General features: G+C 47.6%; 21 protein-coding genes, 1 pseudogene and 1 other annotated feature. Of the genes and pseudogenes, 19 read left to right on the plus strand and 3 right to left on the minus strand.

Annotated features, from left to right (window positions below; all coding sequences use genetic code 11):
• Window positions 1-256: 256 nt before the first annotated feature.
• The 8 genes from HI950_RS19030 (at window position 257) to HI950_RS36760 (ending at window position 8,387) form a co-directional block, all read left to right on the plus strand.
• Entirely contained in the window at window positions 257-985 is a 729-nt protein-coding gene (locus tag HI950_RS19030; protein WP_169089957.1) for an amino acid ABC transporter ATP-binding protein, read from the plus strand.
• Window positions 986-1,003: 18 nt separating this feature from the next.
• On the plus strand, window positions 1,004-1,855 hold the full coding sequence (locus HI950_RS19035) for a transporter substrate-binding domain-containing protein (RefSeq protein ID WP_169089959.1): 852 nt from the start codon (window positions 1,004-1,006) through the stop codon (window positions 1,853-1,855).
• A gap of 74 nt (window positions 1,856-1,929) precedes the next feature.
• Window positions 1,930-2,583: an amino acid ABC transporter permease gene (locus tag HI950_RS19040; protein WP_169089961.1), complete on the plus strand. Its 654-nt coding sequence runs from the start codon at window positions 1,930-1,932 to the stop codon at window positions 2,581-2,583.
• A 15-nt stretch (window positions 2,584-2,598) separates the two neighbouring features.
• Entirely contained in the window at window positions 2,599-3,249 is a 651-nt protein-coding gene (locus HI950_RS19045) for an amino acid ABC transporter permease (protein ID WP_169089963.1), read from the plus strand.
• Window positions 3,250-3,379: 130 nt separating this feature from the next.
• Complete coding sequence (locus tag HI950_RS19050; RefSeq protein WP_223285380.1) at window positions 3,380-4,660, plus strand: sensor histidine kinase; 1,281 nt, start codon at window positions 3,380-3,382, stop codon at window positions 4,658-4,660.
• Between the two features lie 6 nt (window positions 4,661-4,666).
• Window positions 4,667-5,557 (plus strand): response regulator, encoded by an 891-nt coding sequence (locus HI950_RS19055; RefSeq protein ID WP_169089965.1) that lies wholly within the window; start codon window positions 4,667-4,669, stop codon window positions 5,555-5,557.
• 147 nt (window positions 5,558-5,704) lie between these two features.
• Window positions 5,705-6,814 (plus strand): betaine/proline/choline family ABC transporter ATP-binding protein, encoded by a 1,110-nt coding sequence (locus HI950_RS19060; protein ID WP_169089967.1) that lies wholly within the window; start codon window positions 5,705-5,707, stop codon window positions 6,812-6,814.
• A 13-nt stretch (window positions 6,815-6,827) separates the two neighbouring features.
• On the plus strand, window positions 6,828-8,387 hold the full coding sequence (locus HI950_RS36760; RefSeq protein WP_169089969.1) for a glycine betaine ABC transporter substrate-binding protein: 1,560 nt from the start codon (window positions 6,828-6,830) through the stop codon (window positions 8,385-8,387).
• Window positions 8,388-8,510: 123 nt separating this feature from the next.
• Here the strand turns inward: HI950_RS36760 and HI950_RS19070 are convergent, their stop codons facing one another.
• Window positions 8,511-9,752, minus strand: coding sequence for a DUF3895 domain-containing protein (locus tag HI950_RS19070; protein WP_169089971.1), 1,242 nt, complete (start codon window positions 9,750-9,752; stop codon window positions 8,511-8,513).
• Between the two features lie 130 nt (window positions 9,753-9,882).
• Between HI950_RS19070 and HI950_RS19075 the strand changes: the two genes are divergently transcribed.
• The 4 genes from HI950_RS19075 (at window position 9,883) to HI950_RS19090 (ending at window position 16,653) form a co-directional block, all read left to right on the plus strand.
• Window positions 9,883-10,539 (plus strand): pentapeptide repeat-containing protein, encoded by a 657-nt coding sequence (locus HI950_RS19075; protein WP_169089973.1) that lies wholly within the window; start codon window positions 9,883-9,885, stop codon window positions 10,537-10,539.
• Window positions 10,540-10,851: 312 nt separating this feature from the next.
• Window positions 10,852-14,379, plus strand: a complete 3,528-nt coding sequence (locus tag HI950_RS19080) for an S-layer homology domain-containing protein (RefSeq protein ID WP_187768127.1) — start codon at window positions 10,852-10,854, stop codon at window positions 14,377-14,379.
• Between the two features lie 163 nt (window positions 14,380-14,542).
• Window positions 14,543-15,940: a threonine synthase gene (gene thrC / locus HI950_RS19085; RefSeq protein WP_169090896.1), complete on the plus strand. Its 1,398-nt coding sequence runs from the start codon at window positions 14,543-14,545 to the stop codon at window positions 15,938-15,940.
• Window positions 15,941-16,065: 125 nt separating this feature from the next.
• Window positions 16,066-16,653: a hypothetical protein gene (locus HI950_RS19090; protein ID WP_187768128.1), complete on the plus strand. Its 588-nt coding sequence runs from the start codon at window positions 16,066-16,068 to the stop codon at window positions 16,651-16,653.
• An 86-nt stretch (window positions 16,654-16,739) separates the two neighbouring features.
• On the opposite strand, the gene HI950_RS19095 is transcribed toward HI950_RS19090, so the two are convergent.
• Entirely contained in the window at window positions 16,740-17,495 is a 756-nt protein-coding gene (locus HI950_RS19095; RefSeq protein WP_169090900.1) for a class I SAM-dependent methyltransferase, read from the minus strand.
• 304 nt (window positions 17,496-17,799) lie between these two features.
• On the opposite strand from HI950_RS19095, the gene HI950_RS19100 reads away from it, so the two are divergent.
• The 7 genes and pseudogenes from HI950_RS19100 to tyrS all read left to right on the plus strand — a co-directional run bounded on the left by HI950_RS19100 (window position 17,800) and on the right by tyrS (window position 24,409).
• Window positions 17,800-18,471: a DUF4085 family protein gene (locus HI950_RS19100; RefSeq protein WP_169090903.1), complete on the plus strand. Its 672-nt coding sequence runs from the start codon at window positions 17,800-17,802 to the stop codon at window positions 18,469-18,471.
• A 131-nt stretch (window positions 18,472-18,602) separates the two neighbouring features.
• A complete protein-coding gene (locus tag HI950_RS19105) occupies window positions 18,603-18,911 on the plus strand; it encodes an ArsR/SmtB family transcription factor (RefSeq protein WP_169090905.1) in 309 nt (102 codons plus the stop codon).
• Between the two features lie 19 nt (window positions 18,912-18,930).
• Window positions 18,931-19,413 carry an SRPBCC family protein gene (locus HI950_RS19110; protein ID WP_169090907.1) on the plus strand — a complete coding sequence of 161 codons (483 nt, stop codon included), beginning with the start codon at window positions 18,931-18,933 and terminating at the stop codon, window positions 19,411-19,413.
• A 39-nt stretch (window positions 19,414-19,452) separates the two neighbouring features.
• Window positions 19,453-19,572 (plus strand): annotated as a pseudogene (locus HI950_RS19115) (YnfA family protein); the annotation flags it as partial.
• A 121-nt stretch (window positions 19,573-19,693) separates the two neighbouring features.
• Window positions 19,694-19,946: a binding site (T-box leader), on the plus strand.
• 91 nt (window positions 19,947-20,037) lie between these two features.
• Window positions 20,038-21,717, plus strand: coding sequence for a glutamine--tRNA ligase/YqeY domain fusion protein (locus HI950_RS19120; RefSeq protein ID WP_169090909.1), 1,680 nt, complete (start codon window positions 20,038-20,040; stop codon window positions 21,715-21,717).
• Between the two features lie 173 nt (window positions 21,718-21,890).
• Window positions 21,891-22,946, plus strand: a complete 1,056-nt coding sequence (locus tag HI950_RS19125) for a hypothetical protein (protein ID WP_169090911.1) — start codon at window positions 21,891-21,893, stop codon at window positions 22,944-22,946.
• 173 nt (window positions 22,947-23,119) lie between these two features.
• Window positions 23,120-24,409, plus strand: coding sequence for a tyrosine--tRNA ligase (tyrS, locus tag HI950_RS19130; RefSeq protein ID WP_169090912.1), 1,290 nt, complete (start codon window positions 23,120-23,122; stop codon window positions 24,407-24,409).
• Between the two features lie 721 nt (window positions 24,410-25,130).
• On the opposite strand, the gene HI950_RS19135 is transcribed toward tyrS, so the two are convergent.
• Window positions 25,131-26,336 (minus strand): MFS transporter, encoded by a 1,206-nt coding sequence (locus HI950_RS19135; RefSeq protein WP_169090914.1) that lies wholly within the window; start codon window positions 26,334-26,336, stop codon window positions 25,131-25,133.
• Between the last annotated feature and the right edge of the window lie 66 nt (window positions 26,337-26,402).

Raw genomic sequence — 26,402 nt, forward strand, 5'->3', positions numbered from 1 at the left:
GTCTTTTTTGTGTTTACAAAAAATAAAAACGGTAACTTATCTGTTAATGTTGCAGATTTATTTATTATGGTAAAAAATAACGTGAATATTCCGCTACCCTTCCATAATGACTGCATGCCCCTCCCAATTAGAAATTTATCCATTTAAAATGTAGGATTCTATAAGATTACATAGTCTATCTATAGTATTTGTGTTAGGTTTTCTAACTTACATCTAACAAAATAGCAAGTGGATGAAGCTTAAGAAGGAGGGTGCCATGATCTCATTTCGGCAGGTTGAAAAGCATTTCGGTCATTTTCATGTGCTCAAAGCCATTAACCTTCAGATCGAGCAGGGGGAAGTAGTTGTCGTGGTCGGACCGTCCGGTTCTGGCAAAAGCACGCTGCTTCGATGTATTAACCGTTTGGAGACGATCACCAGCGGCGATGTGATCGTGAACGAGCACACGGTTAATGCCAAAAAGACCGATATTAACAAGCTAAGGCGAGATATCGGAATGGTATTTCAGCATTTCAATCTATATCCACATAAAAAAGTTATCGACAACATTACGTTGGCTCCTATGAAGGTGCTGGGGCTTACGAAGCAGGAAGCTGAAAAAACCGCCATGTATTATTTGGAGAAGGTTGGGATCGATGATAAGGCTAACCAATATCCTTCTCAATTATCGGGAGGGCAGCAGCAGCGTGTGGCCATAGCCAGAGGGCTTGCGATGAAGCCGAAGGTGATGCTGTTCGATGAGCCGACATCCGCTCTTGATCCGGAAATGGTCGGCGAGGTGCTCGATGTAATGAAGGCGCTTGCGAATGAAGGCATGACGATGGTCGTTGTGACGCATGAGATGGGATTTGCGCGCGAAGTTGCCGACCGAGTCGTGTTTATGGATAAGGGGCAGATCATCGAGGAAGCCTCGCCTGAAACGTTTTTTTCCAATCCGCGCGAGGAACGGGCACGCTTGTTTCTAAACCGGGTATTAAATCATTAATATAAAGGGGCGATTTTAATGATGGCAAAAAAATGGTTGAGCGTTAGCGTAATGATCATCGTATTGTCGGTGTTTGTACTTGCAGGTTGCGGAGGGACAAATGAGAAGGAGACGAACGATAGTCCAGGCGGAGCCACGGAGCCGGAGGCTGCTGCGTCGCTGCTTGATGCGATTAAAGACAGGGGGAAGCTCGTCGTCGGGGTAAAGTTCGATACGAAGCTGTTCGGGCTGAAAAATCCTTCGAATGATGAGGTTGAAGGCTTCGATATCGACATCGCAAAGGCGCTTGCAAAGTCGATTCTCGGAGACGAGACGAAGATTGAGCTGAAGGAGGTTACCTCCAAAACGCGTATACCGATGCTGGATAGCAATGAGATCGACTTAATTATTGCCACCATGACCATTACGGAAGAACGTAGAAAGCAGGTTGATTTCTCGGAGGTTTATTTTAAAGCGGGGCAGTCCTTGCTCGTAAAAAAAGGCAGCGCGATTAAAAGCATTGACGACGTTAAAAAAGGAACGAAAATACTCGCTGTAAAAGGTGCCACTTCGGTGGATAACATTATTGAGAAATCACCGGAGGCAACCGTGCTTGAATTTGATAATTATCAGGATGCCTTCAGCGCGCTTAAAGCCGGTCAAGGGGATGCTTTAACGACGGACAATGCGATTCTGTATGGCATGATGGCGCAGGATGCTGGCTATGAAGTCGTTGGCGAGCCTTTTACGGATGAGCCATATGGCATTGCGATCAAAAAAGGCGAGACAGCGCTTGTGGATGCCGTCAATAAAGAGCTCGCAGCGCTGAAATCGAGCGGCGAATACAATAAGATCTATGAGAAATGGATCGGCACAATGCCGCTGGAGTAAGTGATTCACCACAATAGCAGGGTGGCCGCGGCCACCCTTATTTAATAGGTCAGATCCGCAAAGGAGGATAAATCATGCCGGATTTCTCGATCTTAACCTCGCACTTTGACCTCTATATGGAGGGATTCGTCAACACGATCTACTCCAGCATCATCGCTCTGATCGGCAGCTTCGTGCTGGGGACAATCATTGCGGTATTTCGTATTTCGTCCATTAAACCGTTGCGGTGGGCGGGCACGGCGTATGTTGAATTTATTCGCAACATCCCGCTCCTGCTCGTTGTCTATGTTTTTTACCTCGTGCTGCCTGCTCTCGGTATCGTGCTAAGCGGATTTATTTGCGGAACGATAGGTCTTGCGGTATATACGTCATCCTTTATTGCAGAAGCCATTCGGGCTGGCATTATGTCCGTGCCAAAGGGCCAGGCGGAAGCGTCGCTGTCCTCCGGGCTCACGTATGTGCAAACGATGAGGCATGTCATTCTTCCGCAAGCGATCAAAATCGTCATCCCTCCGCTCAGCAACCAATTTATTAACTTGGTCAAAAATACGTCGGTGCTTAGTGTGGTCGCGGGCCTGGATCTTATGTACTTCGGCGATAAGGTGGCAAGCAAAACGTATATTTATATGGACACTTATATCATTGTCGGGCTCTTATATTTGGTGCTGACTCTTCCTTTAAGTTATATGGCGCTTCAATTGGAGCGAAGGCTAGCTAAACGCGGATAGAGAGGAGGAGGACAAATGGACTTTGCCAACGCTTTTACAATGGATAACATGAAGTTTATTTTTGAAGGGTTTTACATGACGCTTAAAGTGGCTTTTAGCTCCATTCTATTTAGCTTTGTGCTTGGTGCTATTGTAGGTACTGTTCGTTATATGAAGTTTCCCATTATATCGCCGATTTTTAGCGTAATCGTTGAGCTCATTCGTAATTTACCGCTGCTGCTCATTATTTTTTTCACCCGATTCGCTTTGCCGGAAGTCGGCATTCAGCTTGGCCCGGTATACGCAACCATTATTGCTTTGACCCTGTTCGAAGGGGCTATGATATCGGAAATCGTCCGCAGCGGCTTAAATTCCATTGATAAGGGGCAAATCGAAGCTGCGCGCTCCTCCGGCCTCAGCCAACTGACTACGTTATGGCATATCGTGCTGCCGCAGGGGCTTCGCCGCATGGTACCGCCGCTGGTGAGCCAATTTATTTCGTTATTGAAAGATACGTCTTTAGCAGTTGTTATTGCGTTACCGGAGCTCATGAACCAGTCGAAAATAGTGATCGGGCAGAACATTGCTTATGCGATCCCCGTGCTCCTGTTTGCCGCACTCCTATACTTTGTAGTTAATTATGCATTATCCTTAATTGCGAAAAGGCTTGAGACAAAAATGGTTTAAAGATTGAAGTGATCGGAAAGCTGACTTCGAAAGAGGTCAGCTTTTTTGTGTGACCATTGTCGCAATATTCGAAAAAGTCTTTGAAAATGATGGATCGTTGTTTACAATTATTTTAACTGGAGGGGATTGTTTGCGAAAATATACGAATAACGTATGGGTGCAAATGATACTTATAGCAGTAGTAACCGCAGTAGCAGGGGAATTTAAAATAACGCCCTTTAGCGGTGATTTGTTTCGTATTGGGCTAGGAAGCAGTGCTTTTCTTCTTTTGCTGCTGTTAGCGAGACATCTGTCCTATGTCTATATGGGTGTCATTACGGGGGTTACGGTGCTTGCTTTCCGAACGGCAATCGATGGCACCGTTTCTTACGAGACATTTTCGCTCCTAGCCAGTATGAAGACACATTTATCGGCGGCGCTCTATTATATTATTTTTGCAATTGGAATGAAGCAGGCTCATATCTATTTGCCTAAGCTTCATCCTCTTCTGTTAGCTTGCATGATTGCAATCATTGATTTCGTATCTAATGAGTTAGAGCTGCTTGCTCGCAGTCTCCTTTTCCGGTTGCCTTACTTATTTTCGGAGCAATGGCTTCTCATTGGTACCACTTCAGTTGTGCGGAGCCTGTTTGTAGTCGGTTTGTTCAGCAGCTTGATGATTAGCCAGATGCGGGTCGTACATAACGAACAGAAGAAACGAATGGATCAAATGCTTCATTTCGGCTCCGGCCTGTATGGAGAAGTGTTTTATTTAAAAAAATCGATGGATGCAATAGAGCAAATTACGGCGAAAAGCCATGATTTGTACGGCAAGCTGAATGATGCCGGAGAAAAAGCTTTAAGCCGATCCATGCTGGATATCACACAGCAGATTCATGAGGTGAAGAAGGATTCCCAGCGCATTTTATCCGGACTGCTGAAGCTGTTCGATCCCGAATCGGCCTCCGATATGACGCTTGAGGAAATCATTGCTTTCGTGATCCAATCCAATGGCGGCTATAGCAAGATGCTGAACAAAGAAATCCAATATGAAACCTGGATAGGAACCGATTATGCCACTGCGCACTATATTCCGTTGTTGACCGTGCTTAACAATCTCGTTGCTAATGCAGTGGAGGCTATTGATGCGAAGGGGACGATTCGGATTCGTGTTTTCGAGCAGGAGGATGACACGGTTCTAGTCGTATCGGATACAGGAGCAGGTATCGCGGAGCAGAATAAGGATATTATTTTCGAACCGGGATTTACAACCAAATTCAACCTTGAGGGTTATGCGGCTACTGGAATAGGGTTATCGCATGTGCGTGACATCGTACGATCATATGGCGGCAAGCTTCGCTTGCAAAAACCGTTCGAGGAAACAACCTTTGTCGTAGCTTTTTCGACCCATACTTTAAAAATAGGGGTGTGAAGACCGATGCTTTCATTTGGTATTGTCGATGATGATGCGGCTAGCATAGGGATGCTTCAGAACATTATTGAACAAAGCTGGCTTGGCGAGGTAATCGTTACTGCAGAGAATGGGAGCGAAGGAGAGAGAGCTGTTTTAGGCGCGAATCCAGACATCGTGCTGATGGATCTGTTAATGCCGGAGCAGGACGGCATCGAGACGATAAACAATTTAAAGCGGAAGGGCTACAACGGAAAATATGTCATGATCTCGCAAATTGAAAACAAAGAGATGATCGGGAAGGCGTACCAGGCCGGAATTGAATATTATATTCAAAAACCTATCAACTTGGTTGAGGTACGAGCCGTGTTGTCCAAAGTGAACGAGAAATGGAAAACAGACAAATATTTAAATGAAATGAAGGATTCTATGGCAAAGCTGAGCAATTTGAATACGGATTTGGGGAATGGTCCGAGGAAAATGTCCGTTCGTGAAACGGTTCAACTTATTTTGAGGGACTTAGGCATAGTCGGTGAAACCGGAAGCAGAGACATGATTGAAATGATGGACTATCTTATTCAGCAAAATAAAGCAGATACGCTTCCGCCGCTCAAACATTTGTACGAGGTTGCTGCACGCGCTCATCATGACCACGATAAAGAAGGCAAAGCGGTTGAGCAGCGGATTCGCCGTACGCTGATGAGTGCGCTCTCTAATTTGGCGAGCATCGGCTTGACTGACTACAGCAATCCTAAATTCGAATATTATGCGCCGCTTTATTTTGATTTTCAAGACATTCGCTTAAAAATGAAAGAGATGGAGGAGAAGCGAAAGCCAGAGAAGGGGAGAGTAAATATTAAAAAGTTTTTGCAGGTGCTGTACTTAGAAGTGATGGATAAACAAAGAAGTCAAAGCTAGTGCATAAGGAATGATTTTCAAATGATTAAGCATCAGAGCCTTAGCGGCTATGGTGCTTTTTTTGTATGCGGAGGGAAGCATAGGTAAAGTGCTGTTGGATAGAATAACACCAACAAAGTTCTACTCTGACTAACACGAGGTGACCGATTGATACAGTTCAAAAACGTGACGAAACGATATAACGATGGAATGACTGCGCTAAAGGGCATCGATCTTGAGATCAAGGAGGGGGAGCTGATTACATTGATCGGGCCGAGCGGGTGCGGGAAAACGACGACGATGAAGATGATCAATCGCCTAGTCGAGCCTTCTTCCGGTCAAATTCTGATCGGCGGTAAGGATATTTCCCTCATCAACCCCGTGGAGCTGCGAAGAAATATCGGATACGTTATTCAGCATATCGGCTTGTTTCCGCATATGACGATCAAAGAAAACGTAGCGATCGTGCCCAAACTGAAGGGTATCGCGAAAGATACATACGAGAAGCGGATCGATGAATTGATGGAAATGGTGGGACTAGATCCAAGCGAGTACCGAGACCGTTATCCGTCAGAATTGAGCGGAGGCCAGCAGCAGCGAATTGGCGTCATTCGCGCGCTTGCTGCGGAACCGTCGATCATTCTGATGGACGAGCCGTTCAGCGCGCTCGATCCGATCAGCCGGGAACAGCTGCAGGATGATTTGATTCAATTGCAGGAGGAAGTGAAGAAAACGATCGTCTTCGTCTCGCATGATATGGATGAAGCGTTGAAAATCGCCGATCGCATCGTGTTGATGCAAGGCGGCGAGATTGTGCAGGCCGATACCCCGGATCGTATTCTTCGCCGCCCAAAAAACGATTTTGTCCGTACGTTTATCGGAGGCAATCGATTAAATGAATCGGAGCAGCTGACAGTAGAGGACGTTATGGTATCGAATCCCGTTACCGTTTCGTTGACACGCGGGCTTGCTCATGGGGCGAAGCTGATGAAGCAGTACCGCGTAACCAGCTTGCTCGTTACCGATAAGCACCGGCATTTGAAGGGTATTGTGACGAAAGAAATGCTGGAGGAGCAGTACCGTAATGAAGATTTGACGCTGCAGGACATCATGAAGTCCGATGTTCCGACCATTTTGGTTGGAACGGGCGTTGCCGATGCCGTGGAGCTTATGCGGGAACATGGCTTATACAGTTTGCCTGTCGTGCATCCTAGCGGCTTATTGGCCGGTTTAGTCACCAATTCCAGTCTAATTGACGCTCTGCTTAAGCAGATTTAACAGGGAGGTAGCCATGAAATTCTGGGATGTGATTATAAGCCGGCAAGAAGATATCTATAGGGCGACCATGGAGCATATCGAGCTTTCGTTTATCGCTCTTCTGATCGCGATCGTGATTTCGATTCCTTTGGGGCTGCTGCTAACCCGCTACTCTAAGCTGGCGGGTCCGGTAATCGGTGTCGCTTCTCTCTTTCAGACGATCCCGAGCTTAGCCTTGCTCGGGTTTATGATCCCGATTTTAGGGATCGGGATGTTTCCAGCTATCGTAGCCCTGACCGTCTACGCTCTGCTGCCCATTCTGAGAAACACGTACACCGGCATTATGAACGTAGAGAAGCCGATCAAGGAAGCCGGTATCGGCATGGGTATGACGAGCATGCAGGTCATGATGAAGGTAGAGCTGCCGCTTGCATTAAGCGTCATTATGGCGGGTATTCGCACGGCGACGGTCATGCTGATTGGCGTCGCCACGCTCGCATCGCTTGTTGGTGCGGGGGGCTTGGGCGATTTGATTTTCCGGGGCATATCGACGGTTAATACGGAATTGATTTTGGCAGGAACCATACCTTCAGCGTTATTGGCTTTGCTCTTCGACTACTTATTAGGATGGATGGAGAGAGCCGTAACTCCAAAAGGGATGCGCAAGGGCGGCAAAAAAACGTCCAAGCTCGCTAAAGGATTGCGTATTGGACTAGGCACTGCGCTAATTCTTGCGATAGCGGCAGGCATAGTGGCGAAGGGGAATCCATTTGGTTCCGACTCCATTGTCGTTGGCGGGAAAAACTTTACCGAGCAGGATATTTTGACGCATATGATGGCCTCATTAATTGAAGCTAAGACAGACCTGACGGTCGTGCGCAAACCTTTTCTCGGAGGCTCGCAGGTAACGCATAGTGCTCTCGTTAAAGGAAACATCGATATTTATCCGGAGTATACGGGAACGGGTTGGACATCGGTTCTGAAGGAGGAACCGCTTGGCGGCAAACCGGAGGAAACATACGAGCGTGTGAAAGCTGCCTATGAGAAAAACTTCAATGTCACTTGGCTGCAGCCAATCGGCTTCAACAACACGTATACGCTGGCGATGAGCAGAAAGCGCGCCGAGCAGGAGGGAATCGATACCTTTACCGATTTGGCGCGGAAATCGGGCAATTTCGTGCTTGGCGCCACCCATGAGTTTTTGGAGCGTCCGGATGGATATATTGGTTTACAGAAGGCCTATGGAATGAAGTTTAAGGAAGTGAAAGGGCTGGACCCTGGCTTAACCTATAGCGCGGTAAAAGAAGGAACGACTGACGCGAATGACGCTTTTTCCACGGATGGCCGAATTGAAGCATTCGATCTCAAGGTCATTAAAGACGATAAGCAGTATTTTCCGCCTTATTACGCTGTACCCATAATCCGCATGGACACGCTTAAGGAGCATCCTGAACTAGCGGAGGTGCTTAATCTGCTCGCGGGCAAAATCGATGACCGGGAGATGTCTGTCCTAAATGGCAAGGTGGATCTGAAAGGGCAGCAAGCCCGCGAGGTTGCCGAGCAGTGGTTGAAGGATGAAGGGCTGATCGAATAAACGGAAAAACAAGAAGTTCCGCGGCTGTCGAGTAAAGCGTGTAAGCACCCTATATTATGCAAATAACCCTCTTCCGATGGGAAGAGGGTTATTTGTGCTTAGTCTTATAGACATAGCTCGTCTTTATTTGCGGCTGTTCGCGCTGGAATAATTGCGATCCTCGGAGTTGCTGGTCACAAGCTCGCATAAGCCTGCTGCTGCAAGCTTGTCCAAGTACGCGGCAACGGCAATGTAGATGCCCGGCTTGCCGGTAGACATTCGCTCCTCCGAAGCGAGCTTCTGCTCGATCAAGAAGTTCGATATCGCCAGCGTGCTGATGCGCCCATACTTCAAGGCATCATCAACGACGCGCTGGGCAGGAGGAGATAGGTAAAAGGGACTTGAGCTCTTGGAGCTGCTGCTGCTTATTTCGGCTTCTCTGAGTGCGGCGGCTCCGAGCTTCTTGCCGGCCTCTTCGTAGGCGAAAGCATCCTGATTAACAGCAGGCGCCGGTTCATCAAATACAAAAGCGCCTTGGCTCTCTTCCATTTCGTCGAAGACGAAGGCGCCCTGGCTGCTCTCCGTTTCGTCGAATACAAATGCGGCTTGGCCGTCATCTGTCTCTTCAAAGCTGAAAGCTACCTGAGCGGCGTCCTCTTCGTTAAAGATAAACGCAGCCTGAGCTTCGTTATCCTCTTGTATCTCTTCGGTGGCGTCCGGCGGTCTGCTGCTTTCTGGCGCATCCCCATCGTCTTTCGGCTCATTAAAGTAAGTAAGAGCGGCTTCTATCCTCTTTTGTCTGCTCGCTTGGTCAAGCTCGCGCAGCCTGCCGCGCAGTCTTGCAAGCTGCCTATCGAGCAGCGGTAGCTTAGCGTCCAAATGAGCCTGAATATCAGGCGGCACTTCCAGCTCCGAAGGCAGCGGCAGAAAGAGATGCTGATCGAGCTGCCAGCCATCCCGATATTTGATGAGCATCTCGTTCAGCTCGCCATCGAGTACGTCAAAGCCCTTCATAATATCCGATATCGCCTTCGCATCGATTCCGGTATGCAGCTGCAGATGCTCAATGCCAAAATAACGGATCGTGCTCGTAGGCAGATGACGCACCTGATGCTGATAGCGCAGTGACCTGCCGCACTCGCATTTCGTGTACGGAGACACTTCGCCGCTATCGGTAAAGCCGATGTAATCCCATTCCTCGATAAATGACTCTATATCCTCAAACTGTGCATCCTCGGGAATGAATTGGCATTTTTTTCGCGCGAGCTGCCTTGCGAACAACGTTCTCCGGCCCCTAACCAGCTCATGATGCAAAAAATGACGTTGCTCCTCAGACAGTTTTCCCATGATGTGATCGCGCTGCTCCAGCGTCATCTCGTATTTCATCTCGCACCTCGCACTCTGATCCTCTATTTATTCACATTATAGATGGGGATGAGGAAGAAGTCATTAGCGAGGGGGTGTATAATAGAGAGAAGTTGAAACCACTACATCATAAAGGCAGGTTATTATACATATGTCCAGTAAAAAAGAAAAAATTGAAGCGCCTAAAATACCGGAGGGGCTGATTGCATTAGACGTCCCCGATTACGAATGGGCGGACGAGCATGAGATTAGCGACAGCCTCATTCAAGATTGCAGCATTCAAAATCAATCGGCTTATAAGGCTTGCTTCGACAGAGTCGTATTCAATAATGTGGTGTTCCGGGGGACAAGCTTGCGGAAAGCGGAGTTTACCGACGTTCGTTTTGAAAGCTGCGATTTATCGAATATTGAACTAAGCGAAGCGATTATGCACCGTGTTTCTTTTCATAACTGCAAGATGCTTGGCATGGATATTACCGGGTCGACGCTGCGCAACGTATTGTTCGAGCAATGCTATGCCGATTATGCCGTGCTGCGCTTCACGAACGCCAAGGGCGTTAAGTTTGAGAAAAGCTCGCTTGCCAAAGCGGACATGTCCAATATGGCTTTGGCGCAATTTTATTTAAGGGAAGTGAATATCGATCAAGCGCAGCTGTCCCAGACGAAGCTTGGCGGCATTGACATAAGCAGCTGCGAGTTTAGCGGCTTAGGCGTTGCGCTTGAGGATTTGCGGCGCTGCATCATCTCGCCTGCGCAGGCGATTACGTTTGCGACGATTTTTGGTCTTGTCGTGGACGAAGGCGTGTGATTAGGTACGGTTTATATGGAATGTGAACGATGCCCCGGAAGGCTTATAGCCTGAAGGGGTATTTTTTTGTGCTGCGGCAGCAATAAAGTTGTATTAATTCACCTGTGCACAGGGTGAACAAATTAAACCTTAGTATATATTTCTATGGTGGAAAGGCCGCAATGCAGGGTAATTCAGGAAGTTCATTCCCGTCCAAATTGTTCAGTTGAAGAGGCTGCGCATCTCCGTTATCATTCGGTGTGACGTTCCAAAACATCGAATTTGCAAACGCATACAATAGGAGCGATTTTATGGTTTGAAGGAGGAATACGCTTGTTAAGGAAAAAGAAATGGTTGTCTTTGGCGCTCTGCTGCTCTTTGCTCGCATCCTTTCTCGCTTCACTGGCACCTGCTTATGCGGCGAACGAGAGCCAGACGACGACAGCTGCTGTCATGGACGAATTTACGGAACAGGAGCTGAAGGATAACGACTACATTCTTTATTTTGTTAATGCAGGGGACGAGACGCCAGCAACGGTGGAGGGCAGTGATAAGCTAGGCCTCTATAGCTCGGTTACCGAGCAGGTGTATGGGGTCGACCCCGTTACGTCAAAAGCATGGGGGTTAGTCACAACAACAAGTGCGACTAACGTGCGCGATGCAACGACGAAATCAGGTTCATTGAGATATTACAACGGGACACAAGTGCGAGAGAAGGCGTTGGTTTACGATTTTGAGCTGCCGCAGGGCGAATATGACGTGACTTTCGGATTCAGCAACCCATGGAGCGGCAGAAGCGTGAATTTGCTTTTGGAAGGAAATAACGTATCCGGGGGTGATTTTGCAATCGGCGGCGATGGAGCCGAGAAGATCGTTACCTATCGCAAAGTCAGTGTAACCGATGGACAATTGAATGTGCGCATACAAGGGCCGGCGGCTGCTGCGCTCTCCAATTATAATGATCCGCTCATTAACTATCTCATCATCAGACTGAACATTACCGTGCCGCTTGCCGATTTAGAAAATAAAATAGCGGCGGCGAAGCAAGAAGCGGCTAACACGAATTATACGCCGTACAGCCTCGCCGCATTGAACGAGGTCATTCAAGAGAGTGAAGCCATTCTCCAATCGATACTTAGCAGCGGTGCGGATATTACTGAGCTTGCGGTGCAGGAGCAGATCATCGCGGCAATCGCGGCGTTAACGAAAGGGATATCGGAGCTGGCCATTAATGAGCCGTACGATTCTTTTAAGCCGGGGGCCATTTGGAGAGACACGAACGGAGCAGTCATTCAAGCACATGGCGGCGGCATCATGTACGATGAGATGACCAAAACCTATTACTGGTATGGCGAGGATAAGACTTACGGTTATTTGCCGGCCCGTGGGGTGAGGGTATACGCCTCGAAGGATCTGTACAATTGGGAGGATCATGGACTTGCGCTTACCGCGATTGAGTCTGCCGATGATTTTGTGAACGATCCGCTTATTTCAGTGCTGTACGCTGGCAGAGAGGACAAAGCGGATATTTTAAATGATATCGGCACGGATCGGATCATTGAGCGTCCGAAGGTCATCTATAACGATAAGACTAAAAAATATGTGATGTGGATGCATACCGACGGTCCTAGCGCTACATCGACGGCTAATTATGCGAAGGCAGAAGCAGGCTATGCGCTCAGTGACTCTCCTTTTGGACCATTCGTCTATCAGGAAAGCCATCGCATGGATCGCGCTCCTGAGGGCGCTACGGACAATGGTCAGCCAAACCAGCCGGGGATGGCGCGCGATATGACTTTGTTCAAGGATGATGACGGTACAGGTTACTTGGTTTATTCGAGCGAGGAAAATTTGACGATTTACATTTCCAAACTCAATGATTCCTACACGGATGTTGTAGGCTGGCACAAGGATGGCAATGTGGAGCGCGATACGGAATACAAGGCGGTTCATGGCGTCGATTATGTACGTGTGTTCCCGCTTGCCCAGCGCGAGGCGCCGGCTTTGTTCAAGTACCAAGGGAAATACTATATGATCACATCAGGCGCTACTGGATGGGCTCCGAACGTAGGCAAATATACGGTTGCGGACAACATTATGGGACCCTGGAAGGCGATGCGCGACGTCGCGCCAGGCAGCTCCACAACCTTCGGCTCGCAAAGCACGCAGGTTATTCCAGTGGATGCCGCTGCAGGCAAATTCATTTACATGGGTGATCGTTGGAATCAAAACGATCTAGCTAATTCCCGTTACATCTGGCTGCCGATTGCGTTTGGCCAAGGTGATGAGATTGCTTTGCGCTGGGAGGAAGAATGGTCGCTTGATCTGCTAGACGGTATGGGGAAAGTAGAGGTAAATACGACACTTCCAGTCAGTACGACCATTGGAGTGGCACCCGCATTCCCGAATGTCGTTAATGTGACATTATCCGATGGATCGATAAAGGATACGCCTATTGCATGGAGCGTGAATGCCGAGTCATTCCAAAAGCCTGGTGTGGTACGCATTAGCGGCTCGTTAACGGAGCTATCGAACAAGAAGGTTGAGCATCAGCTGTATGTCATTCCGAAAGGTGGCGCTTATTTTGTCCATGCTGGCGGCGCTGACACCCCTGATTATAAGGAAATGATTGCGTTGATGGGCGAGGGAAATGTTCTTAACGGGACCGTTATTGATCAGAAGTACGATCCGGCAAACGGCCAAAGCTGGGGTTATGTCGGAGACAACACGTTGACATCCGGTACGAGCGCCGGAGATCTCTTTGCTTCCTTACGCTATTTGAAAAGCAATTCCGGTGATGATCTCACTTATCGCTTCGATCTAGACAATGGAAGCTACAATGTCTATGTTGGCCTATATGATCCTTGGTCCCAGTATTCAAACGGAAAGCGGATAGCTGATCTGTTATTGAACGGAACGGTGAAAACAAGCGGTTACGTCTTCACGGCTGCAAAGGATGTTTTAAGCTATGACGATGTAGCCATCTCGGATGGAAAACTTGAGCTGACGGTACACAGGTCTGCCAATGCGGGAGCATCCAGCTCCGATCCACAAATAAGCTGGATCATGATCGCGGAGAACGACGAAGAACCAGAGCCAAGCCCGGATCCAACACCGAGCTCATCACCAAGTCCAACACCAAGTCCAACACCAAGTCCAACACCAAGTCCAAGCGCGGATCCAACACCAAGCCCAGATCCAACACCAAGCCCAGATCCGGCTCCAAACACGAATCCAACATCAAGTCCGACATCAAGTCCGACACCGAGCTCAACACCAAGTCCAACACCAAGTCCAACACCAAGTCCAAGCTCCGAACCGCAGCTGATTTTCCCTGATGCTGTGGGGCACTGGGCGAGCGCATCCATCAACAAGCTTGCAGCCCAAAACATACTGGGAGGCTTTCCAGATGGCAGCTTTAAGCCGGATAAACAGATGAGCAGAGCGGAATTTGCAGCTGTCATTGCCAGGTTGCTCAAGCTCGAACCAGCAGAAGGCGAGATGGGCTTTGATGATACTCCTTCAACAGCCTGGTATAACCAATATGTTATGAGCTTGTATGAAGCGGGAATCCTTATAGGCTTTGAGGACGGCAGCTTCAAGCCGAATCTAGAGCTGACGAGAGAAGAAGCCTTTGTTATTTTGCACAGAGCGCTTAAAGAACGTTTATCCGTATCAACGGATGTGGGCAAGCCATCCTTTGCGGATAAGACAGGTATATCCAGCTGGGCTAATGAAGCGATTGAAGCTTTAACGGCGGCTGGTATGATCAAAGGGTACGAGGATGGCACCTTGCGTCCAAAAGACAAGATTACGCGTGCCGAGATTGCGTCGATCGTAGCAGGCTTCGTGAAATCATGATAATAACGCAAGGCGTCCTGGAAAGCGGGATGCCTTGCGTTTATTTTTGAGGCATAAAAATGATATACTGTTGTGAAAACAATCGATTATTATGGTAAACGATGATATGATTTAAATAACGATATTTGACGATAATTGTGCACATGTAGGAGGCTATTTACAAATGGAGTACATCAGTACAAGAGGAAATGTTGGCAAAATAGGATTTATCGATGCGTTCATGATGGGCTTGGGCAATGATGGCGGCCTGCTTGTTCCAAGTGAAATCCCGGTTATTTCCGCGGAAACGCTGAAGGAATGGCAGGAGCTCAGCTATCAGGAGCTGGTGCTTGCGATATTCTCGTATTTTACGAACGGTGAAATTCCTGAGCAGGATTTGAAAGATATGGTATATGCGAGCTATTCGACCTTCCGTGATCCGGAAGTGACGCCGGTTCGTAAATTGAAGGATGATCTTTATTTGCTGGAGCTGTTCCACGGCCCGACGTTCGCTTTTAAAGATATCGCCCTGCAATTTATGGGTCAGCTGTATACGTATGTAGCGGCTAAGCAAAATAAAAAAATTCATATTCTCGGGGCAACCTCAGGCGATACAGGTGCTTCGGCCATTGAGGGCGTCAAAGGCAAGGAAGGCATCAAAATTTGTATTTTGCACCCGCACGGCAAAGTAAGCAAAGTGCAGGAGCTTCAAATGACGACGGTTCAAGAGGATAACGTGCTGAATTTGTCGGTGGACGGCAACTTCGATGATTGCCAGCGTATGATTAAGGATTTGTTCGCTGACCTCGACTTTAAGGCGAGCAATCATCTGGCGGCGATCAACTCGATCAACTTCGTCCGTATTTTGGCGCAAACGGTGTATTACTTCTACGCCTACTTCCAAGTCGTGAAGCAGACGGATGCGAAGCAGGTAAACTTCAGCGTACCGACGGGCAACTTCGGCGATATTTTTGCAGGGTACCTAGCGAAGCGTATGGGGCTTCCGGTTGGCAAGCTTATTCTAGCTACGAACGAGAACAATATTTTGGAGCGCTTTATCCTTGAGGGCGTGTACAAGCCGGGAGATTTCCGCAGCACGTACAGCCCGTCGATGGATATTCAAGTAGCAAGCAACTTTGAGCGTTACTTGTATTACGTGCTTGGCGAGGATGCCGCACAAATCCACTATCTCATGGAGCAGTTCAAAGCAGAAGGACAAATTGTCATTTCTGGAGAAGCGCTGAGCAGGGTGCAAGCCGAATTTGGCGCGCATGGCGTACAAGGACAAGAGTGCTTGAGCACGATTAAAAAATATGAAGCGGAAAACGGCTACTTGCTCGACCCGCATTCGGCTTGCGGCGTAGCAGCGGCTGATAAATACAGCGGCGAGCAGGGGATCACGATCTCGCTTGCGACGGCTCATCCAGCTAAGTTCAATGAGGCAATTGAGCTTTGCGGCATCGAGCAGCATTTCCCTGAACAAATCGCGTCATTGTTCCACAAGGAGCAACGCCAGACTCGCGTAGACGGATCGCTTGCAGCGGTAGTCCGTGAGCTGGAAGCTTTCTATAACGCAAAATAGGAGTTAGCGTCAACTAACAACTAAGGCTGTAGTAAAGAGGGAATTCCTTCTTGCTGCAGCTTTTTTATGAGCAATGGGATTCACTCGCCTATTTTTTCGCATTGTAACAAATTGAGACAAATGGTATGATTTACAAAGCTATCACACTAGGAGGAAATACAAGCGTGTCCAACTTATCAAGAGCAACAAATGAAGATATTATGGAAGGCAATTATGATCGCCCGATAGGCGTAAGTATACTAGCCATATTAATGGCCATTAGCGGAGTGGGGTTGCTAATTATACAATTGTTAGCTTTCTCCGTTCTGAATGAGGCATCTCCTCTCGTTGGTGTGACGAACACATTCATTCAAGCAGCGATCGGGTTTTTAGGGCTTCTTGGTTTAGCTGGCGGGGTAGGGATGTGGCTAGGTAAAAAATGGGGCTGGTGGCTAGCTATGTTTTACTTTGCTTATGCTATAACCCGAAATGCTAATGCATGGCTTTCTATTAATCATATTTCGGATCAATATGGTGCTTTAGAGCAAAACCTAACCTCCTATTACATCAAATATGGGATTAGAATATTGTGGAATGTCCTTCTACTGTATTTCATGTGCCGTGAAAATGTAATGTCTTTTTTCAATACAACGGAAACGAAGAAGTGGAAAGCGCTGCTTATTGTGTTTGTTATTTGTTTAGCAATCTTTGCAGCAGGCATGTTTCTGAACTAATAAATAAATTATAGAATCTAAGGACAAATGAACCACTTCCGTATTCTGGAGTGGTTCATTTGTTCGTTAAAGGCTATTCATAAGTCTTATTTGCGTGCTGTCATAAAAAATCGGTGCTCCGTACTTCGAATAGAGCCATCCTTCTCGAGCTTCTCTTGCAGCAAGATGAGCTTATTCAAGCACTTCTGGACCGAAAATCCGGGGAACTCCCATTCAATTATTTTTGCAAAATAAACCAACGCACCGACATCGAAAAATTGAAGCAAAGGGAAATGCTCCTTTTCCTCGACAATTGTAAACCTTGCCTTCATTAATTCGTCTCGGCAGGCTTGAAGATTAAAATTCGCATCCGTTAAGCTCGATTGCTGGCCTAGCAGAAACGCGGATAATTCCCTGTTGTTTTGTCCGCCAACCTGCTGGGTTATGAACATGCCGCCCGGCTTTAAAATGCGGTGAACCTCTTGCGCGGAAAAGGATTCATGCCGATTGATGACTAGATCAAAGAACTCGCTCTCAAACGGCAGCTTATGATCCTTGCTTACCGGCCTAACATCGATTCCAAACGCGGGCAGCGTTTGCTTGCACAGCTCATAATTAGGCGCATAAGCTTCAGTTGCATAGGTTTGACCCTTTGGAGGCGAGAGCGACAATAGAAGCTCCCCGCCGCCTGTTCCCATATCCAACAGGGTACTCGTGCTCTTCATATAGGATAATACGGTTGTTTTGTAATCCCAAGGCAGCTCTTGCGTTGCTGTGCGGTTAGCCAGATAAGAGAAATCCCAACCGGTAAACGTCTTTTCCTCTTCCAGCAACCACAAAGGTATTAATTCATTTATTTTCATTTCATTCTGTACCCCTCTCACATTTATCGTACGATCATGTGGATTAGGTGCAGTTAACTGATAACAATTGTAAATTAAGCCCGATGCATCCTGTTATCAGCATGTATATAACTGCACCGGGCAAATACCGAATTTTATCATCATCGCTTATTCCTCGCTTTTGAAAAAGTAGGTGCGAATTTACAATAACTACACCATTATAACACGGGTAAAGGCACCGATTGATTCAATATTTTCCTTTTTATTCATGGTACAATTTACATAAAAATGCAAACGAAGGAACGACATGTTTAGGAGGAGAATCATGAAATATTTTACTAAAGCAAGGTATGAGGAGATGCAAATCTCGAGGTATCTTAGTTTTCCTGAAACGGAAAAAGAGTGGGAAGAGAATATCGCATATTATGAAGCGGAAGGTATCAATTTTGCGGAGAGATGTAAGGAAGAGCTGGAATACAATAAGCAGGACTTGCTTCGATTTCTCCCGGAAGCCTTCCACCCTTATATTTATGACGGAACGCTAAATTCCCGGTTTCCTTCAACGGAGCTGAGAACGAAGGCCAAGCAGTGGCGAAGCGAGTATGAGGAACGGGTAAAAAGAATAGGGAGCGAATACCGCAGCCATTATCAATCGATCAAAGACAAGCTGCCTCCTCAAGTTGTGAAGCTTTGTGAAAAATCCTTGCATGATGCCAAGATTCTTTCCTTTGAAAAGCCTGCCGAGGATACTTTCGTCCTGTTTTTGGATTGCAGCGGGGGTTATCATTATCTTACCGATGTGAAAATGACATTTAAAGGCGTGAAGGAGCTCTCTTATACGGAGGAGCTCATTGGAAGCTACTGGCTCTATGATGAAATTTATGCGGCGGAAGCAGGCTTCGAGCTCCACGTACTGCTTGAAGGCCCGTTATCGGAGTTTACGCTCATTGCGGAAGATGTGTCTATTGAAGTCCTTAAAGGAGCGACGGAAGTTTAAAAGGAGATAGCTGATGCAAGAGCATGAAAAAATAGCGCGGGAAAGATGGTTTTATTCGGTACAATCTTTTCATTTATGATCTAATAACTACATTTCTTTACGGAAATATAACCATATGGTAATATAGCGATATGAAAAATGATAAACTTTTTGAAATATTGGCAGAGCCCAATCGAAGATCGATTCTCGATTATTTGCGTGCGGGGGAGCGCTCTGTCGGAGAACTTGTAGCGATATCGTCACTGAGTCAGCCGGGTGTTTCGAAGCATCTGCGGATTTTGCGGGAGGCGGGCCTTGTAGCGGTGCGGAAAGATGCACAGAAGCATTTGTATCGTCTGAACGCGAAGCCGCTAGAGGAGATTAGTGATTGGCTGGAGCCTTATCGGCTGTTCTGGTCAAACAAGCTGGATGATCTCGAGCGGATGCTGGATGAGGAATAACGACAAGGAGGAAAAAAACATGTTAGCTGTCATCACGCAAGTTAAAAATGGACATACCGTTCGTTTCGAGCGCCATCTGAAGCATGCTGTCGAGAAGGTTTGGGCTATGCTGACGGACAACGAGAAGCTGGCTAAATGGTTCTCTGAGCTGCGGGTCGATGACCTGCGAGAAGGAGGCGTCATTAAGTTCGATATGCAGGACGGTACTTTTGAAGAGATGAAAATCCTCGAGCTTAAGCTGCATTCCGTTTTGGCGTATACATGGGGTGAGGATGAAGTCCGGTTTGAATTGTATCCGGAGCCGGAAGGCTGCCGCTTAGTGCTGATTGAGAAAATCAATAAGATTACAGCCCATACGCCAAGAGACATTGCCGGCTGGGATGTATGCCTCGATGTGATCGAAGCGCTGCTGGACGGCAGAATGATCGAATCGCGCAAAGACAGTTGGAAAGTGAAATATGACGACTACGTACAAGCCTTTGAAAATTTACCTCAAGCGTAGCTTGAATCGTTGAAACAACAAGCAGCTTGCGTTATTGCTACGGTTCAATTCTTTCCGTCGTTCGGGAGAGTGTACGCGGCATACGGAGGAGTGTTTATCGCGCTTGCTGTTCTATGGGGATGGCTTGTTGATAAGAAAACACCGGATTTGTATGACTGAATCGGCGCTTTCATTTGCTTAATCGGGGTTTCGGTCATCCTTTGGGCGCCTCGTCATTAAAAAACGAGCAGAATAATCATTTACAGACCAGGGAAGCATTTGATAACATAGACGAAATAACAAAAAGGCGATGACGAGAAGAGTAGATAAATCCATTCTTACACAGAGAGCTCCGGCAGCTGAAAAGGAGCAAGGAATGCTTTATTGAAACAAGTCTCTGAGCATCACATCGGAACCTGTGCAAGGGGATGCTGTGACGGGAGCTCCTGTTATAGAGCTAGAGTATAAGCATCCATTGGTGCCGTACTTGAAGAGGTTGATATGGCGACATATTAACGAATCTGGGGTGGTACCGCGAAAATTTCGCCCCCAAGACTTAAGTCTTGGGGGTGAAATTTTTTTTTGTTTTTGTAGACGTGATGAGAAGAAGGACCGCGGTACTAACTCTACAATGGAGGTTTTACGATGAGTAATGAGATAAAAGCGGGTATGGACCATTTTTTATACAAAATCATTAATGAGGATATTAAAGCTGAAGTCTTCAGCAGACCCATGTGCACGCGTTTCCCGCCCGAGCCTAACGGCTATTTGCATATCGGAAGCGCCTATGCCATCCATACGAACTATACGATCGCACAAAAGTATAACGGGAAGTTTCATTTGCGCTTTGACGATACGAATCCTTTGAAGGAGGATATCACATATGTGCGTGCTATTATCGAAGACATCAATTGGCTTGGTTACAGTCCGGGCAACCATATTTATTACGGCTCTGACTATTCCAATAACATTTATGAAGCTGCCGTTACGTTGATTAAGAAAGGCAAAGCCTACGTATGCGATTTATCGCCGGAGGAAGTAACGGAATATCGCGGGACGCTCACAGAGCCCGGCAAAAACAGCCCTTACCGCAATCGTTCCATTGAGGAAAACCAAGCACTGTTTGCACAAATGAAAAAGGGTGATTTTTCGGCGGCGTCAAAGGTACTGCGTGCCAAAATCGATATGGGCTCGCCCAATATCAATTTAAGAGATCCCGTCATCTACCGCATTATCCATGCGGAGCATTACCGAACGGGAAATGAATGGTGCATCTATCCGATGTACGATTTTGCACACCCGATTCAAGATGCCATCGAAGGCATTACCTATTCCTTATGCTCCATTGAATTTAAAGACCATCGCCCGCTATATGAATGGGTATTGGATGAGCTGGATGTAACGGAGGCGCCTAAGCAACGGGAGTTCGGAAGGCTGAATTTGACCGGGGTCGTAACGAGCAAGCGTTATTTGCGGCAATTGGTTGAAGGGGAATTTGTGGATGGATGGGATGATCCGAGGCTGCCTACGATCCGCGGACTGCGGAGAAGAGGCTTTACGCCGGAGAGCATTCGAAGCTTCATCGATGAGATTGGCATGATCAGAGCTCAAAATTCGGTTGATATCGCGATGCTGGAGCATGCGGCAAGACAGGATTTGAAAGCGAAGGTTAAAGGTGTCATGGCCGTTATCCATCCGCTGAAAGTGGTCATTACCAATTATCCGGACGGTCAGACGGAGCTGCTAACGATAGACAACAATAGCGAGAATGAAGCGCTGGGCAAGCGGGATGTCACCTTTTCCAAAACCATATATATCGAAAAGGATGATTTTATGGAGCAGCCCTCTAAAGGCTTTCACAGGCTGGCGCCAGGCGCGGAAGTGCGGCTGATCGGTGCTTATTTCATTAAATGCGAGGAGGTCATTAAAGATGAAGCGACTGGTGAGATCGTTGAGCTTCGCTGCACGTATGACCCCCAAACCAAGAGCGGAACGGGCTTTACTGGCAGGAAGGTGAAGGGAACGATTCACTGGGTATCAGCCGATCATGGCATGAAGGTTGATGTCCATCTGTATGAGAGCCTGCTGACGGATAACGAAGCGCCAAAGGACAGCAGCATCGATTGGGCGAGCGCGATTAACCCCAGTTCTTTAATCGTCGTTGAGAATGGCATGATCGAATCATTTGCGGATAAACCGCGGCCAGAGGACAAATTCCAGTTCGTTCGGCATGGTTATTTTTGCGTGGATACGAGATATACGACTGAAGAGAAGCTGGTGTTCAACCGGATCGTGCCGCTCAAGGATACGTGGAGAAAAAAATAGCAGCAGGTTAGATATAGAGCATTTACGGACACTATCTCTTGATGGTGTCTTTTTTTGTGTTGAGCAGCTTTAAAGATAGATGGTAAAATCATACATAGCAATTTGAAATCGTATTCTTATTGGATCATATGACAGGAATGCTTGGGATGGTCTAACAGAAAGCGAGGTCTCGAATGATATTGTCAAAAATGCGCTTGTCGATGTTGACTATTATTCTTATGTTCATGCTTCTCCCAGCAGCAGCCAGCGCCAACGGGGGGCCGCTACTTGACCCTGCAACCGGCTACGGGCTGCTGCGGTTTGATGAGAAATCGAATATTAGCTTGGTTCGGGAGAAGGTTGCGTATACCGTCAAGAAGGGCGGCAATCGTTATCAAGACGATGGGGAAGTAACGGTTCATTATGAGCTGCATAATCGAAACGACGTTCAGAAGGATATCGAGGTACTATTTTTAACACCCTCAATAGAAGGCCTTACCGTTATGGAAGGCGACAAGACGATCAAGTCGAGTCCAGCGGGAAATGAAAAACCGTTTAATTGGCGTCCCCTGGCGAAAAATTCGGTTACGGATCCGTTAAGCGGCAAAGAGCTGAGCTTATCTCATGCATCAGATTATAATCGTGCGCAAGGAACCCGTTTTCCGCTATCGTTTGAACCAAACGAAACCAAACATATCGTCGTTCAATACGTAGAGCCGGGCGGCATGTATGATAAAGGCGTTATTAATATAATCTACTCTCATTTATATTATTTAACCCCCGCATCCTACTGGGAGGGGAAGCCTCAGGTAGAGCTGGAAGTTAAGCTGTATGCCCCAGGCGGGAAGCTGCATTCGAATTTGCGTTTGGAGAAGATCAGCCCAACTACATTCAAAGCCGTTTTTAATGAATTGCCTAGCGAGGATTGGTACTTTTCTTATACATATCCGAAAAGATTGCTCTTTTCGACGAACGTCGAGAAGGATCATAATGGGCTTGTGCTCGGAACGGCTGCAGCGTTAACGGTCATTGCGGCAGCGCTTGCGCTAATCTTTAGGAGGAGCTTTATTTTTACGGTGAGCGCGCTTGGCATATGGTTTTTTACGATCTATTATATTTCGAAGATGGGTGGCTATCCGTTTAATTTCATTTTAGTCGTTTTTACCGACATTGTAGTTGGCATGAGCTTGGTTCTGTGCAATGTCGTCGTTTGGAAAATAAACCGCAAGCGCCTAAAAGCTGAAAAATGAAACCTTTTGATTCGGGCTGTAGTAGGATTCATCTGCGAATCCGGCAGCAGGCTGACGTCGATTTCTCGCTCATTGGCTTCAGATAAAGTGAAATATAAACGCAAGTCCACACGCTTCTTTTAAAAAAGCCGGTTTAGACGTAAAATATAAGAAACAACGGAGGAGAGAATGAAATGACGAATGAAGCAATAGCAATCAATCATGATGATCTTTTGGCTGACCTGGAGTACCGAGGGCTGGTACAGCAATTTACCAACCGCGAGGAATTACATAAGAAGCTCACTAGCGAGCGCGTAGTGCTCTACTGCGGATTCGATCCGACTGCGGACAGCCTCCATATCGGAAGCTTGCTTCCGATTTTATGCTTGCGCCGTTTTCAACAGGCGGGCCATATCCCGCTCGCGCTGGTTGGCGGTGGTACGGGCTTGATTGGAGATCCAAGCGGCCGCTCGACGGAACGTTCGCTTAATACGTCGGAGACGGTATCGCAATGGACAGATAGCTTGAAGCGCCAGCTTTCTCGTTTTCTTGATTTTGAGGCTGCGGAAAATTCAGCTCGGCTCGTAAGCAATTACGACTGGATCGCGCCGCTTGACGTTATTACGTTTCTGCGGGATGTGGGCAAAAACTTTACCGTCAACTATATGCTTGCGAAGGATTCTGTCGATTCCCGCTTGTCATCGGGCATTTCCTTCACGGAGTTCAGCTATATGATTTTGCAAGCCTACGACTTCCACAAGCTGCATCAGGATCATAACTGCTCCCTGCAAATCGGCGGCAGCGACCAATGGGGCAACATTACGGCAGGCCTTGATCTAATCGGCAAAATGGGCGGCGGAGACGCTTACGGGATGACGATGCCTCTCGTTACCAAAAGCGATGGCAAAAAATTCGGCAAGTCCGAATCCGGCGCGATCTGGCTCGACCGCTCGAAGACGTCCGCGTACCAATTTTATCAATTTTGGATCAATACGGAAGACAGCGATACGATTAAGTTTTTGAAATATTTTACGTTCCTGTCACGCGCTGAGATCGAGGCGCTTGAGAGCGAGCTGCAGAGTGCTCCGGAGAAACGTGCCGCGCAGCGGGAGCTGGCGCGCGAAATTACCCGCCTTGTTCACGGCCAAGAGGCGCTTGAGAGCGCAGAGAAAATTACGCAGGCTTTCTTCTCGGGCGATGTTAATCAACTGAGCGAAGCGGAGCTTATCGAAGCGCTGCAGGACATGCCTACAACGGTGCTTACGAACAGAGAAGAGATTAGTCTGATGGATCTGCTTATCGAATCGGGCGCAGCGCCATCCCGCCGCCAAGCGAAACAGGACATTACGAGCGGCTCCATTTCGATTAACGGAGCAAAGCAGACGGATGCTGAGGGCATTGTCGGCAAAGAGCAAAGGCTGTATGACAAATTCGTCGTCTTGCGCCGTGGGAAGAAAAACTACTTCCTCATTCGTTTCGAATAGTTAAGGATGTGGATGTGCGGCGTAGGTGATCGGATGAGCTGGAGTTCTTTGGAGTTAAGCTGGAGGTAATGGGATTAGAAGTAATTTTAATTAGAGGTAGAGGTAATTACTCCAGCAGATTGTTAAGAGTGTGGGTGATTAGCGAAACTTGCAGGAACAACGTAAACCCCCAGCTAAGTGTTCATACTGTGTGTGATCACTGAACGAAAAGTCTAGCTAATTGTACAGACTATATTGTGATCAATGAACGAAAAGCTCCAGCTAATTGTTCAGATTATGGGTGATTAGCGAGCTTAACAGGAAAAACTCCAGCTACTTGAGCTATTTAACCGGGTAATCACCAAAATCGAAACCATTTACGGGAGAATTTCCCGTTAATTGTACTAGAGGGCCAAAATCGCAAGAATTTACGGGAGAAATTCCAGTTAGTTGAGATCAATCGTTTACGCCTGCCCGAGCACGACGAATCGCCTACTACACGCAAAAGCAAACCAGGCTGCCGATTAATGGGCAGCCTGGTTTTTTAGAAGCGTAGCATGTATAAACATGCTAGCTATTCATCTCGCGCCGGGAGCGCGGTCGAGACATTCTGAAGCACTGCCTTGATCTAATGCTAGGTTTGCTATCCATCAAGCGTTAGAGGTAATTACTCTAGCACCTCCAAAACCACACGGTCCAGTAGATATGGCGGCGTTTTTTCTAGGATGATTTATGCTGCTGCTTATTCAACCAACGTACCGGTCTTTACTAAACCGCTCTTCAATGCCTCGCGGCGGGAGCGCGAATGGGAGATGCCGAAGGCAGTAGCGGCAATCGCTGCTGCTAAAATAACACCGGTTGCGCCAATCCAGCTGATGGAGGTGAGTGATGCTTGCTCGACGATAACGCCGCCAAGTCCGGCGCCTGCTGCCATGCCAAGCTGGAGCACGGAGGTATTTAGGCTGAGCATAATGCCGGAGGCTCCGGGAGCGAGCGACATTAAGTGAAACTGCTGAGTAGGGCCGGATGACCAAGCCGTGAACGCCCATAGCATAAGCAAAGGGAATACGATGATAGGCGACTGGCCTGCTAGCGAGAGCAGAACAAGCGCAACCGTATGGAACAGCATACCGGTGACTAAGGTGCGCGGAGCTCCCCATCTATCGGTGCTATATCCTCCGAGCTTGGAGCCGATCAGACTGGCGATACCGAAGGCGAATAACGCTGCGCTCACGCCTTGCTCGCTGAGTTTCGTTACCGTAAGCAGAAAGGGAGATATATACGTGTAGACGATGGAATATCCGCCGATCCATAAGAAGGTCACCGACAGGCCGATCGCGATTTTCGGCTGTTTTAATAAGGCGATTTGGTCGCGGAGCGGGATAGGCTCCTCGCCATCGGATTGCGGGATGGTAGCTACGATCAAAAGCATGGCGAGCAGGCCGAGTATGCCGATTGCCCCGAAGATCAGCGGCCAATCATAAACGGAAGCGGCTACCCTTCCAAGGGGAACGCCTACGATGAGAGCAGTGCTGAAGCCCATCACCAGCGTTGCGATAGCACTTCCTTGTTTGCCGGCAGGGGCCAGCTTCGAAGCGACGGTCAGAGCCGTTACGACGAACACGCCGGTGCTGACAGCGAGAATAATTCTGGATACGATCAAAAACTCAAATCCAGGCAAAGCAACGGCAATTAAGTTGCCTACTGCGAATAAACCAAGTGCGTACAGCAGGAGCCGGCGGCGCTCCATGCGCGCGGTTAAAGCCATGAGAATAGGTGTGCCAAAAGCATAAGCCAGCGAAAAGACGGTAATCAGCTGACCGGCGGCCGAGACGGTAACGCCAACATCTGCGGCGACCTTATCCAATATGCCCGCAATGATAAATTCGGATGTTCCAACTAGAAAGCTGATAATAGCCAGCATGTAAATTTTCCAAGCATTCGACATACCTGTGTTGCTCCTTTCTCCACTCCACTGTTTTTATATTTCTAAATATATAGAAATATACCCGAA

Source organism: Paenibacillus sp. PL91, from assembly GCF_012935325.2.
Classification (GTDB): Bacteria; Bacillota; Bacilli; order Paenibacillales; family Paenibacillaceae; genus Pristimantibacillus.

Excerpts from the sequence above, each read along its gene's own strand:
- HI950_RS19030 (WP_169089957.1), top strand. The coding sequence starts at position 257 with ATGATCTCATTTCGGCAGGTTGAAAAGCATTTCGGTCATTTTCATGTG.
- HI950_RS19035 (WP_169089959.1), top strand. The coding sequence starts at position 1,004 with ATGATGGCAAAAAAATGGTTGAGCGTTAGCGTAATGATCATCGTATTG.
- HI950_RS19040 (WP_169089961.1), top strand. The coding sequence starts at position 1,930 with ATGCCGGATTTCTCGATCTTAACCTCGCACTTTGACCTCTATATGGAG.
- HI950_RS19045 (WP_169089963.1), top strand. The coding sequence starts at position 2,599 with ATGGACTTTGCCAACGCTTTTACAATGGATAACATGAAGTTTATTTTT.
- HI950_RS19055 (WP_169089965.1), top strand. The coding sequence starts at position 4,667 with ATGCTTTCATTTGGTATTGTCGATGATGATGCGGCTAGCATAGGGATG.
- HI950_RS36760 (WP_169089969.1), top strand. The coding sequence starts at position 6,828 with ATGAAATTCTGGGATGTGATTATAAGCCGGCAAGAAGATATCTATAGG.
- HI950_RS19070 (WP_169089971.1), bottom strand. The coding sequence starts at position 9,752 with ATGAAATACGAGATGACGCTGGAGCAGCGCGATCACATCATGGGAAAA.
- HI950_RS19075 (WP_169089973.1), top strand. The coding sequence starts at position 9,883 with ATGTCCAGTAAAAAAGAAAAAATTGAAGCGCCTAAAATACCGGAGGGG.
- thrC (WP_169090896.1), top strand. The coding sequence starts at position 14,543 with ATGGAGTACATCAGTACAAGAGGAAATGTTGGCAAAATAGGATTTATC.
- HI950_RS19090 (WP_187768128.1), top strand. The coding sequence starts at position 16,066 with ATGATTTACAAAGCTATCACACTAGGAGGAAATACAAGCGTGTCCAAC.
- HI950_RS19095 (WP_169090900.1), bottom strand. The coding sequence starts at position 17,495 with ATGAAAATAAATGAATTAATACCTTTGTGGTTGCTGGAAGAGGAAAAG.
- HI950_RS19100 (WP_169090903.1), top strand. The coding sequence starts at position 17,800 with ATGAAATATTTTACTAAAGCAAGGTATGAGGAGATGCAAATCTCGAGG.
- HI950_RS19105 (WP_169090905.1), top strand. The coding sequence starts at position 18,603 with ATGAAAAATGATAAACTTTTTGAAATATTGGCAGAGCCCAATCGAAGA.
- HI950_RS19110 (WP_169090907.1), top strand. The coding sequence starts at position 18,931 with ATGTTAGCTGTCATCACGCAAGTTAAAAATGGACATACCGTTCGTTTC.
- HI950_RS19120 (WP_169090909.1), top strand. The coding sequence starts at position 20,038 with ATGAGTAATGAGATAAAAGCGGGTATGGACCATTTTTTATACAAAATC.
- HI950_RS19125 (WP_169090911.1), top strand. The coding sequence starts at position 21,891 with ATGATATTGTCAAAAATGCGCTTGTCGATGTTGACTATTATTCTTATG.
- tyrS (WP_169090912.1), top strand. The coding sequence starts at position 23,120 with ATGACGAATGAAGCAATAGCAATCAATCATGATGATCTTTTGGCTGAC.
- HI950_RS19135 (WP_169090914.1), bottom strand. The coding sequence starts at position 26,336 with ATGTCGAATGCTTGGAAAATTTACATGCTGGCTATTATCAGCTTTCTA.